This window comes from Prevotella sp. AM23-5 (genome assembly GCF_003473645.1).
Lineage (GTDB): Bacteria > Bacteroidota > Bacteroidia > Bacteroidales > Bacteroidaceae > Prevotella > Prevotella copri_A.
Genome location: NZ_QUCG01000010.1, coordinates 61,916 through 74,554 on the forward strand (window position 1 = coordinate 61,916; position 12,639 = coordinate 74,554).

Consider the following 12,639-nt stretch of genomic DNA (forward strand, 5'->3'; position numbering starts at 1 on the left):
AACCATGAACAAAGTCATTATTTCTATTGTCTTGGCAGTTGCCATCATGCTGTTGTTCTTCGGCAATTTGGTATGGGGTAGCGTCAACATTCCATACAGGGAGGCGGTAGGTGCATTGACGGGGAATCAGGCTGTCTCTGATACTTATGGCTATATTATCCTCGAATCGCGTCTTCCGCAGGCCATCACGGCTTTGCTTTCTGGTGCAGCTCTTGCCACAAGCGGTTTACTGCTCCAGACAGCTTTCCGTAATCCTCTGGCAGGACCGGATGTTTTTGGAATCAGCAGTGGAGCAGGATTGGCTGTTGCCATCGTTATGTTAGCCTTTGGAGGCAACATAAGTCTGAATAATCTCTGTCTGGGTTTTCTGGATGAAGAATGTGGGTATGCTATTGGTGGATTCATGGCTATTCTGGTGTCAGCCTTTGTAGGTGCAATGCTGGTGATGGGAATCATCACAGCTTTTTCTGCCATTGTTAGAAGTCATACTGTCCTACTTATTATCGGTTTGATGGTAGGTTATCTTGCCAGCAGCGCCATCTCGTTATTGAATTTCTTCAGTACGGCAGAAGGTGTGAAATCCTATCTGATATGGGGAATGGGAAGTTTCAGCAATGTTTCTATGGACGAGGTGAGATGGTTTGTGCCATTTGCCATCCTCGGTCTGTTGGGCTCCCTTTTGCTCATCAAGCCGCTTAATGCAATGCTGTTGGGGGAGCAATATGCGGAGAATCTAGGTTTCCCTATCAGGAAACTCCGAATAGCCCTGCTCGTCATAACGGGTATGCTTACTGCAGTAGTTACTGCCTTTTGTGGCCCTATAGCCTTTATTGGACTTGCCACTCCTCATATAGCACGTCTGCTGGTTGGTACAGAAAATCATCGACAGCTTCTGCCAGTTACAATGCTCATGGGGGCGGCTATTGCCCTTCTATGTAATCTTCTCTGTTCGCTGCCATCAGATGGGGGAATCGTTCCGCTCAATGCTGTTACTCCTCTTTTTGGTGCACCTGTTATCATCTATATTCTGGTAAGAAGACGATAGATTCCAGTGAGACAGCTGATGAAACCGCTTATCCCCCATAAAATCTAGGGAATAAGCGGTTTACCTATTTTATCGAAATAAATATACAATTTATGGGTTCACCACATTGATTGGATTTCCCTCAAGAAAAGCCTTTACGTTGGCAGCTACCTGCCTATTCAAGCGCTTGCGGGCCTCAAAGGTAGCCCAGGCAATGTGAGGAGTGAGATAGGCATTAGGCTCCTTGAAAAGAGGATTCTCTTTAGAAGGTGGTTCCTGACTCATCACGTCCGCACAATAAGCACCGAGTTTCTGGTCGTGCAAAGCCTTTGCAACAGCCTCTTCATCTACCAATGGTCCGCGACCGGTATTCACCAGAATGGCTGTATCCTTCATCTTTTCGATACTCTCCTCATTGATCAGGTGATAGGTATCATCTGAGAGAGGACAATGCAGGGAGAGAATATCACTTGTGGCAAGCAGCCCATCCTTGCTAACCTTCTGGATCCATTCAGGAAGGTCGCAAGCGTTCTTGCTGGTGCAGGCGCAAATGTCCATACCGAACTGACGGGCGATATTGGCAACCTTCATACCGATGTTGCCCAATCCCATAATGCCAAGCTTTTTGCCTGCAAGTTCCATTAAAGGTGTATCCCAATAACAGAAATCCTTGTTGCTTGCCCATCGTTCGTTTCTGTTTTCCTGAGTGTAATGCTCTACACGGTTGGTAACAGCGAGGATGAGGGCAAAGGTCATCTGTGCCACACTGTCCGTGCTATAGGCAGGAATGTTGGTAACAACGATGCCTTGTTTCTTGGCAGCAGCTATATCCACTACATTGAAACCAGTAGCCTGGATTCCGATGTACTTCAAGTTAGGAAGCTGCGCCAATGTTTCTGCATCCATCTGTACCTTGTTTAACAAGATGATGTCTGCATCCTTGGCACGTTCCACTTTTTCTTCATCAGAAGTGCGGGGATAAACCACTACCTCTCCCAACTGTTCCAAAAGATGATAATCCAGATCGCCCGGATTGGCAGCATAGCCGTCTAAGATAACGATTTTCATATTTATTCGTTCATCAAATAATTCTTGAATGATGCAAAGTCCTTGGTCATCTGGATGCTCTTCTTCTCACCCTTCATGAATTCTGCAAGGCGGGCTGGAATTTCGATGTCGGTTCCGAGGATACTATCCACCTTCTCCTTGAACTTGGCTGGGTGAGCTGTCTCCAGGAATACACCCACCTCACCTGGCTTCAACTGCTCCTTTAATGCCTGATAGCCGCAAGCTCCGTGAGGATCAAGTACATACTTGGTTTCATTATAGCACTTCTTCATCGTGTCTGCAATCTGCTCATCCTTGTATGTAGCTCCGCTGATGTATGCAGCGATGGCATCGTGATTACCCTTGTAGAGGTCATAGATACGGGCAAAGTTTGAAGGGTCACCCACGTCCATGGCATTGGCGATGGTCTGCTTGCTAGGCTGTGGATTGTACTTGCCAGTCTGCAGATACTCGTAGAAGATATCGTTGGCATTGTTGGCAGCGATGAAGCGGTGGATAGGCAATCCCATCTCATGACCGAAGAGTCCAGCTGTGATGTTACCGAAGTTACCGCTAGGTACGCAGATGACCAACTTGTCTGCCAAGCCCTTCTCCTTCATGCGGGCATATGCATTGAAATAGTAGAATGCCTGAGGCAAGAAGCGGGCTACATTGATAGAGTTGGCAGAAGTCAGCTTCATGTGCTTGTTCAACTCCTCGTCCATGAACGCAGACTTAACCAGCGCCTGGCAGTCGTCGAAAACACCATCTACCTCAAGGGCAGTGATGTTCTGACCGAGGGTAGTGAACTGGCTCTCCTGAATTTTGCTCACCTTGCCCTTTGGATAAAGCACGTAAACGTGGATTCCCTCTACACCGAGGAAACCATTGGCAACAGCAGAACCCGTATCACCCGATGTTGCTACGAGTACGTTGACCTCCTCTTTACCTTCCTGACGAACGAAGTACTGGAGCAGGCGAGCCATGAAACGGGCACCTACATCCTTGAAGGCGAGTGTAGGACCATGGAACAACTCCAGGGAGTAGATATTTGGCTCTACCTCTACAACAGGGCAGTCGAATGCCAAGGTATCATATACTATCTTCTTCAGAGAATCTGCATCTACATCCTCGCCAAAGAAGGCATCAGCAACCTGGTATGCAATCTCCTGGAAGCTCAGCTTCTCGATATGGTCGAAGAAGTCCTGTGGCAACTTCTTGATGATTTCTGGCATATAGAGACCACGGTCTTCTGCCAAACCTTTAACTACCGCCTTATGTAAATCGGCGATTGGTGCTTTCTTATTTGTTGAATAATATTTCATTTTTACTTTGAACTTTGAGATTTGAACTTTTAACTTTATGATTAGCTTTCGGACGCTATCATTAATTAGCTATCGGATACTATCATTAATTAGCTTTCGGAAACAATCATTAAGTTGTTATTATTTAATTGATTGCCATAAAGGCTTTCATGAAGTCTTGCAGCTGGAGCAATCCATAGCTTCCGCTTACACAACTTACCTCATCGTATTCCTCTACCTGGTCAGGTTCGATACCTGGATAGTAGATGAGGAAAGGAACTGGTTCCTTCACGTGAGTGCGAATCTCCACAGGAGTAGGGTGGTCGGGCAATACGGCGATGCAGACTGGCTCATCCCAGGTGCTAACCTCGTCGAAGATAGGCTTGATGAGGCGCTGGTCAAGATTCTCGATGGTCTTAATTTTCAGTTCCAAATCACCATCATGCCCAGCCTCATCACTTGCCTCCACATGGACATAGACAAAGTCGTCTCCATCCTTCAAAGCCTGGATAGCTGCTGCAGCCTTGCCTTCGTAATTCGTATCAGAAAGGCCTGTGGCACCCTCTACGATGATGTTGCGAAGACCTGCATAATGACCGATACCACGAATCAGGTCAACGGCAGAAATCACAGAGCCCTTCTTAATTTGAGGATACATCTGCGAAAGAGTCAGCATGTGTGGACGGTAACCACCGCCCCAAGGCCAGATAAGGTTTGCCATACGCTCGCCACGCTTCTTGCGTTCTATATTGAAAGGATGATTTTCCAGGAGTTCCTTACTCTTGATAATCAACTCGTTCAAAAGAGCGGCTGTATCGCTGCTTGAGATATGTCCCTCTTCAATTTCTGATTCCGGCAGGATTGGTTTTACGAGCAATTCTTGCCAGTTCTCGTTAGGATGATCATGAGGTGGAGCACATTCTATGTGCTTATTGCCATGATGCACCACGAGCAGATGGCGATACTGGATACCTGTTACGAATTCTACATCAGGATAGTCCTTTCCCAGAGTTTCATTGAGATACTTGATGAGTACATCAGCATCTTCTGTCTCCAGGTTACCACCATTGTGCGTAATGATCTTGCCATCCTGCACGTTGATGATATTGCAGCGAAGCGCCAGGTCGGTTGGCTTCAACTCGTAGCCGATGCTGGCTGCCTCCAGTGGACCGCGTCCTTCGTAAACCTCATTCTGGTCGTAGCCCATGATAGAGCTGTTGGCTACCTCTGAACCAGGCAGAAAACCATCGGGTACAGTAATGAGTCTTCCAGTCTTGCCTTTCTTGGCAAGCATATCCATATATGGTGTATGGGCGTATTGAAGCAAGGTCTTTCCACCCAGTCTTTCTACTGGGTGGTCGGCCATGCCATCGCCTAAAATAATAATATGCTTCATAATTGTTATCCTTTATTGATTGATACGGTGAAATTAAACGTTGGCAATACTCATGATGTTGGCAAAGACACCGGCTGCTGTTACGCTGGCACCGGCACCATATCCCTGAATCATCATAGGGTATTCCTTGTAGCGCTCTGTGGTGAGCAATACGATATTGTTGGAACCTTCCAGATTGTAGAATGGGTGCTCAGGACCTACAGCCTGCAGACCTACACTGGTCTTTCCCTTGTCAAGGGTGGCAACGAAGCGCCAGCGCTTGTGCTCCATATCCAGAGTCTTGCGCTTAGCCTCAAAGTCGGCATCGAGCTGTGGCAGTTTCTTCCAGAACTCTTCAATGCTACCCTTGAAGAAAGAGTTAGGTACAAAAAGATTCTTTTCTACATCTTCCTGTTCTACACGATATCCAGCCTCACGGGAGAGGATGACAAGCTTTCTGATGACATCCATGCAACTGAGGTCGATACGTGGATCTGGCTCACTGTAACCCTTCTCCTTTGCCAGTTTCACTGTCTCAGAGAATGGAACAACACTTGAAATGGCATTAAAGATAAAGTTGAGCGTTCCTGAGAGAACTGCCTCTATCTTAAGGATTTTATCTCCGGAATTTCGGAGGTCGTTGATGGTTCCGATGATAGGAAGACCAGCGCCCACATTCGTTTCGAAGCGGAAGAATACACCACGCTGAATGGCAGTCTTCTTCAACTTCTCGTAGTTCTCATATTCGCTTGAAGCTGCTATCTTGTTGGCTGCAATTACACTTACGTTATGCTCCAGAAGACTCTGGTATAAGGCTGCAACATCCTTGCTTGCTGTACAATCTACGAATACGCTATTAAAGATATTCATGGCGAGGATGGTATCGCGAAGGAGTTCCGGTGTGCTAGGCAAGGAATTCTTCAGTTCTGCCTGATAGTTCTCCAGGTCGAGTCCCTCACGATTGAAGATGGCGTTCTTGGAAGAAGCAATACCCACAACATTCAACTTCAACTTGCTGCGTTCCATCAAGTCTGCAGACTGCTTTTTGATCTGTTCAATCAATTTTCCACCTACGGTACCAACACCGCAGATAAAGAGGTTGAGAACCTTGTATTCTGAAAGGAAGAAACTGTCGTGCAATACGTTGAGTGACTTTCTCAAGTAATCGCTCTTGACAACAAAAGAGATGTTGGTCTCAGAAGCACCCTGAGCACATGCAATGACAGAAATACCGCTTCTACCAAGTGTACCGAAGAGTTTACCGGCAATACCTGCAGCATGCTTCATGTTCTCGCCTACGATGGCGATGGTAGCAAGTCCTGTTTCTGCATGCATAGGATACATGGCTCCATCTGCAATCTCGTTGTGGAACTCGCGGTTCAATACGTTTACTGCTTCTTCTACATCCTGCTCACGTACACCGATAGAGGTTGAATTCTCTGAAGAAGCCTGTGAAACCATAAATACAGAGATACCCTCGTTGGCAAGAGCTGTAAAGATACGGCGGTTTACACCGATAACACCCACCATAGAAAGACCGGTTACAGTGATGAGCGCAGTACCATTGATAGAAGAGATACCCTTGATAGGTTTCTGGTCACTATCTATCTTATTCTTGATAATGGTACCAGGAGCATCCGGATTAAAGGTATTCTTTACCTTGATAGGGATATTGTTGACACAAACCGGGTAGATGGTTGGAGGGTAGATAACCTTTGCACCAAAGTTGCAAAGCTCCATCGCCTCAATGTAACTCAGTTCGTTGATCGTATAAGCTGATTTGATGACACGTGGATCGGCAGTCATGAATCCATCCACATCAGTCCAAATCTCAAGGACTTCCGCATTCAATGCTGCAGCAATGATAGCAGCAGTATAGTCACTACCACCGCGACCGAGGTTGGTGGTACGATCTGTATCTTTGTCGCGGCTGATGAAACCCGGAACGAGAGAAATGCGAGGTAGGTCAGCGAAGGTATCCTTCACCAATTTGTTAGTCAACTCGCTATCGATGGTATGCTTCCCCTTGCCATTGAGGCGAGCTGTCTTGATGAAGTTACGTGAGTCAAACCACTTGGCGCCACGAATCAGTGTGGCAACAATCTTCGAGCTGAGTCTTTCTCCATAGCTCACGATAGCATCCTGAGTCTTCTCGCTGAGGTCGTGAATCAGATACACACCGAAGTAGATGCTCTTCAACTGTTCGAAGAGGGCATCAACTGATTTAAAAAGATTTTCTCTATCCGCTGTGTCGGTGATGATGGTATCTATCATCTTATGGTGGCGATCAACCATGGCATCGAATTCGACTCTCCATGATTCATCACCCTTGAGGGCAAGCTGAGAGGTTTGCAAGAGTTTGTCAGTGATACCGCCAAGTGCGCTCACGACAACCACTACACTCTGTTTCTTTGCCTCATTTTCAACGATACGTTTTAAGCTGAGGATGCTTTTTACGGAACCAACTGATGTTCCGCCGAATTTTAATACTTTCATACGTTATTGAATTTTGCGTTGGTATTGTAATGCTCCCCCCGAAACGACCGGGGCTGAAGCAGAACTTGTGGGCAAAAGTACTAAATTTATAGCAAACTGCCAAGGAAAAGTTTGAAAAAGTGGCAATATGTAGGCGATTTTCCTTATTTTGTAGTTTTTTATAGCTTAAAATACTTTCTATACATTATTATATATGATAAAAGCGTTAAATCTTCTCGAAAAGTTTGGAGGTTTCGGATAATTTGCGTACTTTTGCGGATGTTAAATTGAAACAGAAACAGATATAGATAAGCACAATGAAGTATTTATTATTCTCAGATATTCATGGCAGCTTGCCAGCCTTGGAAAAAGTTCTCGATTTCTTTGAGAAGGAAAAGTGTGATATGATGTGTATCATGGGTGACATCATCAACTATGGTCCGCGTAACAGAATCCCGGAAGGTATTGATCCTAAAGGGATTGTGGAACGACTGAATGATCTGGCTGACAAGATAGTTGCTGTCAGAGGCAACTGTGATGCAGAAGTAGATCAGATGCTCCTTGATTTCCCTATGATGGAGACCAGCGCCCTGTTGGTAGATAACGGTAAGCGCTATCTTTTGACACATGGACATATATATAATAAGGAGAATATGCCTAAGGGTCCTTACGATGCCATGATTTATGGTCATTCGCATCTTTGGGAACTGTCTCATAATGAAGAAGGAAAAGCCATTGTCAACACGGGTAGCATCACCTTCCCTAAGGGTGGTAAGGTGCCAACGTTTGCTACTTTAGAGAATGGTAAATTCACAATGTATCAATTAGATACATTTGAAGTGCTGGCAACTATGGAAGTATGAACTTCTCACTCATCACTTTCATAAAGCTAATCATAAAGTTCAAATTTCAAAGTTCAAATTTCAAAGTAAATGATTCAGGAATATCAGATTAGAATTCTGCCAGAGCAGGCAGCCAATGAAGAGGGTATCAAGCGCTATCTGGCTAAAGAAAAAGGAATGGATGCAAGAACCTTGAATAAGGTGCGTGTACTGAAACGCAGTATTGATGCCCGCCAGCGTACCATTTTCGTGAATCTGAAGGTACGTGCCTATATCAATGAAATGCCTCAGGATGATCAGTATGTCCATACGGAATATCCTGATGTAAGTTCGCGTCCGAGAGTCATTGTGGTAGGAGAGGGGCCCGGCGGTCTCTTTGCTTCCTTGCGTTTGATAGAGCTGGGATATCGCCCTGTTGTCCTGGAGCGTGGCAAGGACGTGCGTGAGCGTAAAAAGGACCTTTCCAACATCACCAAGATCCAGAAGGTGGATAGTGAGAGCAACTATTGCTTTGGTGAAGGTGGTGCAGGAGCGTATAGTGACGGTAAGCTTTATACCCGAAGCAAGAAGCGTGGTAGCGTGGATAAGATTCTGAATGTCTTCTGCCAGCATGGTGCCAATACGAACATCCTTGCAGATGCACATCCTCATATTGGTACAGATAAGTTGCCTCGCGTGATAGAGAACATGCGCAATACGATTATCAATTGTGGCGGTGAGGTGCATTTTCAGACCAAGATGACTCGGTTTATCCTGGAAGGTGACCGTGTGATTGGGGTTGAAGCTGTTAACCTGGCAACAGGTGCTGAGGAGAATTATCGGGGACCGGTGATTCTTGCTACAGGTCATAGTGCCCGGGATGTCTATCGCTATCTGGCTTCTTCGAAGATTGAAATCGAAGCTAAGGGTATTGCCGTGGGTGTTCGATTGGAGCATCCTTCCCAGCTCATCGACCAGATACAGTACCACAACAGGAACGGCAGAGGAAAGTATCTTCCTGCAGCCGAGTATAGTTTTGTAACTCAGGTAGATGGTCGTGGTGTGTATAGTTTCTGTATGTGCCCGGGTGGTTTTGTGATTCCAGCTGCTACAGGTCCTGAGCAGCTGGTGGTGAATGGTATGAGTCCTAGCAACCGTGGTACCGCCTGGAGCAATTCCGGTATGGTGGTAGAGACACATCCTGAAGATGTTGTACAGTCGGAAGAGGAATTGAAGGATCCTCTGGCTATGATGCATTTCCAGGAAAGGGTAGAGAAGCAGTGCTGGCAGCAGGCGAATATGAAGCAGACAGCTCCGGCTCAGCGTATGGCTGATTTTGTGAACAATCGTCTGAGCTATGATTTGCCAAAAAGCAGTTATGCTCCTGGTTTGATCAGCAGTCCGCTTCATTTCTGGATGCCATCTTTTGTTTCCAAGCGCCTGCAGGAAGGCTTTAAGACTTTTGGAAAGAATGCGCATGGTTTTCTCACCAATGAGGCAACTCTGATTGCGATGGAGACCCGCACCTCTTCACCGGTCCGCATCGTACGTGACAGAGAAACCTTGATGCATGTCCGTATCCAAGGTCTCTTCCCATGTGGTGAGGGTGCCGGATATGCAGGCGGCATTGTTTCAGCAGGTGTGGATGGTGAACGCTGTGCAGAGATGTGTGCAGAGTATCTGAAGCAACAGTAAATGACCCTATCATGATCAAAGAATAAAAAAAGCAGGTAACGGAAGATAGTTACCTGCTTTTTTGTTCTATGGATTTTTATTATCGTTATTTGCTGAGATTGGCAATTGTTGCAATCATGGCAGCGATGCTTGAAAGGCTACTACCCATGCTCATGGTTTCCGCCACAGTCATCTTGCGTTTCATCTTGGATGGAACAACAATCTCGCAACCAGGTTGAGCCTTGGCACCATGCCCCACCTTGGCTACCTTGCCATTCATATAGATAATATAAGCCTTGCTCTTGTTGGCATCAGATGCAAATCCACCCGCTTCATCTATGTAGCTGGCAATACTCTTGCCCTTTTCATAGGCTACCGTATTGGCGTACATCACAGAGCCATTGATTTTCACGGTTCCATTGTATTGTGGAACAATCAGCCTGTCACCCTCTCGCAAAATCATATCTGCATCACTGCCCGGATGCTTGAGCGCTTCGGCTAAGTCGATGCCTACGGGATATTCTTCAGGAACGCTGAACTTCAACAGATCAGCATTCTGCGCATCTTTTGCAGTCTGGGTAATGGCACTGGCATTATTACTGCTTGCAGCCAACTGCAGAAGATTTTTCTGCTGTTGTTCTCTCTGCATTTTCAGAACAGCCTCCATGCGTGTTTTTTCAGCTTCATTTGCCTTACGCATCAGGCGGGCGCCCTTGATATATGCCTGGTCTGTGCTTCCTCCAGCCTTCTTGAAGAGATCGCTTAATCTGGCATTGCGGCGATCAAGGGTATAGGTGCCTCCAAACATCACTTCACCTTCAATCATCACGTTCTGCTGTTCCGTATAGGCAGGGCTCTTGCGGATGCTTACTTCATCGAAAGGCATCAGCTTGAATCCTGGTGTGCCATCCACCACGAAACCATCTTTCAGGGCGAGCGTGTAGGTCTTGGCTATAATACTGTCTGGTCTTGTTGCCTTGGCGTCATTTACTCTTCGGCTTACCAGAACATTAATCGTTGAAGCCTTGTCGGTCAATCCACCAGCCTGCAGCACGAAATCCTCAATCGTTTCATTTTCTGCATATTGATAGATTCCCGGATATTGTACTTCTCCGCGGATGGTGAGAGTTCTTTCCGAAATCTTTTCTTGTCTTGTCGGAATGAATAGGACATCATTTTCCTTGAGTGGAATGTCAGCCACAGTACCATTCATCACGCCTGCAATATCCACAGCTATTACTTCCAGCGATCTGTCCGATTTCATTCGGTGCATGACGGCACGTGCCGTAAAGGCATCCTCTGTTAATCCCTCTGCGTGTTCTACCAATGTGCGGACACTGTTGATCTGATCTCCTAAATTGTACATACCTGGCCGGAAGATAGCTCCCTTGATTTCTACGGTGTTGCTGTAGCGGGGGAGAATGGAATCTACGCTTACAGAATCGCCATCGTCGATATGGAAACTGGAGAAATCGAATTCCTCTACGTTATATACAGAATAGTCTCTGCCCGTCTTGCGATGGATGCGAACTGATTTCTTGTAAGCATCTCCTGTGAATCCGCCAGCATATTTAAGAAGAGAGTTCACGCTCTCATTTTTCTTCATTTCATAAATCATCGGGCGCTTTACCTTTCCGGTAATCGTAACCAGACAATCGTAGGCTCCCACAACGATGACATCATTATCTGCCAGGCGTACATTGCCGGTCAGTTTGCCATTGAGAATGTAATCATAGATATCTACCACGGTAACCAGTTTGTTATGGCGATAAACCTTGATGTTTCGCAATGTACCCAAGTCGTTGGTGCCACCTGCCATATAGAGTGCGTGGAAAACGGTGGCAAAGGCAGATAGGGTATAGGTGCCTGGAGTTTTTACTTCGCCCATCACATTGACCATAATGGTCTTGGTTTGTCCTACAGTGAGTTTAATCTTGCTCGAACGGTATCTGCTACCCAGTGTATTGCGAAGTCGGGCATTTGCCTGAGCTACGGTCAAGCCAGCTACCGATACAGGTCCAAAGCCTTCGATGGTAACTTCGCCATCAGGAGAGACGGTGCTTTCTATGGTTTTCTGGGATGCACCATAGATGTCAATGATAATCGCATCTCCAGGTCCTAAGCGATAGTTCTGTGGAGTGGCAATATTCATATTTGGCTCGAAGCTCAACTCTTTGTTATTGAAGATGTCTCTTCCGAAAACCTTCTTGGTTTTCGCTTCCCGCTCAGCAAGGAGACGTTTGATCATCATCGCCGTATCTGGAATAATACCATCCATCTCGTTCTGGAAATCCATATACTCCTCGTCATCCTCATCGAAAGTATGCTTGTATTGATCATCCTTCTGTGCAGTGATGCGATAGTTGCTGTAGTTCTTCGATTCTTCGCTGATTCCCTTACCATAATCTTCACGGGGTTTACCATTGTTGGTACGAAGACGAGAGGTTTCCTTCCCTTGCAGTTGTGCCGAAGTGCCTGTAACCCCGCCCTGTTTCAACTGGCGCTGATACTTGTCTCTTACCCGTCGAATCTGAGAGATATCTACACCCTGCTGCATCAGTTTGGTAACTATCTGAGCATTTGATGACCCTTTTTCATGCTCTCTCACTACCAGACTCATCACCTGATCATCGGTCATGGTGGAAGTCTGTGCGAAGGCCGAACCTGCTGCCGTAACAAGCAGAAGGAAGAGGATGAACTGTTTCCTCATTTTATTTATCTTCAACTTCATGATTTTCCTATTCATTTATGATCCTATAACTAGCTATTTATTATATAATAACTCATTTTTACGAAATTTGTTGCAAAGATACGAAAAAAAAAAGTAATATACAATGAAAATAACCGGGAATAACCATGACCGATTCTGGGTCTTCATTGATGACCGGCACCTGCCATCATTTAAGCCCCGCCCCGGTC

8 protein-coding genes are annotated in these 12,639 nt (G+C 46.0%); 3 read left to right on the forward strand and 5 right to left on the reverse strand.

The window, feature by feature from the left end; genetic code table 11:
• Positions 1-4 precede the first annotated feature (4 nt).
• Positions 5-1,045 (forward strand): iron ABC transporter permease, encoded by a 1,041-nt coding sequence (locus tag DW657_RS04240; protein WP_118311543.1) that lies wholly within the window; start codon positions 5-7, stop codon positions 1,043-1,045.
• A gap of 90 nt (positions 1,046-1,135) precedes the next feature.
• Here the strand turns inward: DW657_RS04240 and DW657_RS04245 are convergent, their stop codons facing one another.
• The 4 genes from DW657_RS04245 to thrA form a co-directional block, all read right to left on the reverse strand.
• Positions 1,136-2,092 carry a D-2-hydroxyacid dehydrogenase gene (locus DW657_RS04245; protein WP_118311544.1) on the reverse strand — a complete coding sequence of 319 codons (957 nt, stop codon included), beginning with the start codon at positions 2,090-2,092 and terminating at the stop codon, positions 1,136-1,138.
• A 2-nt stretch (positions 2,093-2,094) separates the two neighbouring features.
• The gene (thrC, locus tag DW657_RS04250; RefSeq protein ID WP_118311545.1) at positions 2,095-3,396 is read right to left on the reverse strand and encodes a threonine synthase; all 1,302 of its coding nucleotides are present in this window, start codon (positions 3,394-3,396) and stop codon (positions 2,095-2,097) included.
• 124 nt (positions 3,397-3,520) lie between these two features.
• Positions 3,521-4,771 carry a cofactor-independent phosphoglycerate mutase gene (locus DW657_RS04255; RefSeq protein WP_118311546.1) on the reverse strand — a complete coding sequence of 417 codons (1,251 nt, stop codon included), beginning with the start codon at positions 4,769-4,771 and terminating at the stop codon, positions 3,521-3,523.
• 33 nt (positions 4,772-4,804) lie between these two features.
• Positions 4,805-7,246, reverse strand: coding sequence for a bifunctional aspartate kinase/homoserine dehydrogenase I (gene thrA, locus DW657_RS04260; protein ID WP_118311547.1), 2,442 nt, complete (start codon positions 7,244-7,246; stop codon positions 4,805-4,807).
• 296 nt (positions 7,247-7,542) lie between these two features.
• On the opposite strand from thrA, the gene yfcE reads away from it, so the two are divergent.
• Entirely contained in the window at positions 7,543-8,088 is a 546-nt protein-coding gene (gene yfcE / locus DW657_RS04265; protein ID WP_118311548.1) for a phosphodiesterase, read from the forward strand.
• Between the two features lie 69 nt (positions 8,089-8,157).
• A complete protein-coding gene (locus DW657_RS04270; RefSeq protein ID WP_118311549.1) occupies positions 8,158-9,741 on the forward strand; it encodes an NAD(P)/FAD-dependent oxidoreductase in 1,584 nt (527 codons plus the stop codon).
• 85 nt (positions 9,742-9,826) lie between these two features.
• Here the strand turns inward: DW657_RS04270 and DW657_RS04275 are convergent, their stop codons facing one another.
• Entirely contained in the window at positions 9,827-12,451 is a 2,625-nt protein-coding gene (locus DW657_RS04275; RefSeq protein ID WP_233546606.1) for an SLBB domain-containing protein, read from the reverse strand.
• Between the last annotated feature and the right edge of the window lie 188 nt (positions 12,452-12,639).

What these genes read in the sequence shown, in the direction of transcription:
- DW657_RS04270 (WP_118311549.1), top strand. Translation starts at nt 8,158, where the DNA reads ATGATTCAGGAATATCAGATTAGAATTCTGCCAGAGCAGGCAGCCAAT.
- thrC (WP_118311545.1), bottom strand. Translation starts at nt 3,396, where the DNA reads ATGAAATATTATTCAACAAATAAGAAAGCACCAATCGCCGATTTACAT.
- yfcE (WP_118311548.1), top strand. Translation starts at nt 7,543, where the DNA reads ATGAAGTATTTATTATTCTCAGATATTCATGGCAGCTTGCCAGCCTTG.
- DW657_RS04240 (WP_118311543.1), top strand. Translation starts at nt 5, where the DNA reads ATGAACAAAGTCATTATTTCTATTGTCTTGGCAGTTGCCATCATGCTG.
- DW657_RS04255 (WP_118311546.1), bottom strand. Translation starts at nt 4,771, where the DNA reads ATGAAGCATATTATTATTTTAGGCGATGGCATGGCCGACCACCCAGTA.
- DW657_RS04275 (WP_233546606.1), bottom strand. Translation starts at nt 12,451, where the DNA reads ATGAAGTTGAAGATAAATAAAATGAGGAAACAGTTCATCCTCTTCCTT.
- thrA (WP_118311547.1), bottom strand. Translation starts at nt 7,246, where the DNA reads ATGAAAGTATTAAAATTCGGCGGAACATCAGTTGGTTCCGTAAAAAGC.
- DW657_RS04245 (WP_118311544.1), bottom strand. Translation starts at nt 2,092, where the DNA reads ATGAAAATCGTTATCTTAGACGGCTATGCTGCCAATCCGGGCGATCTG.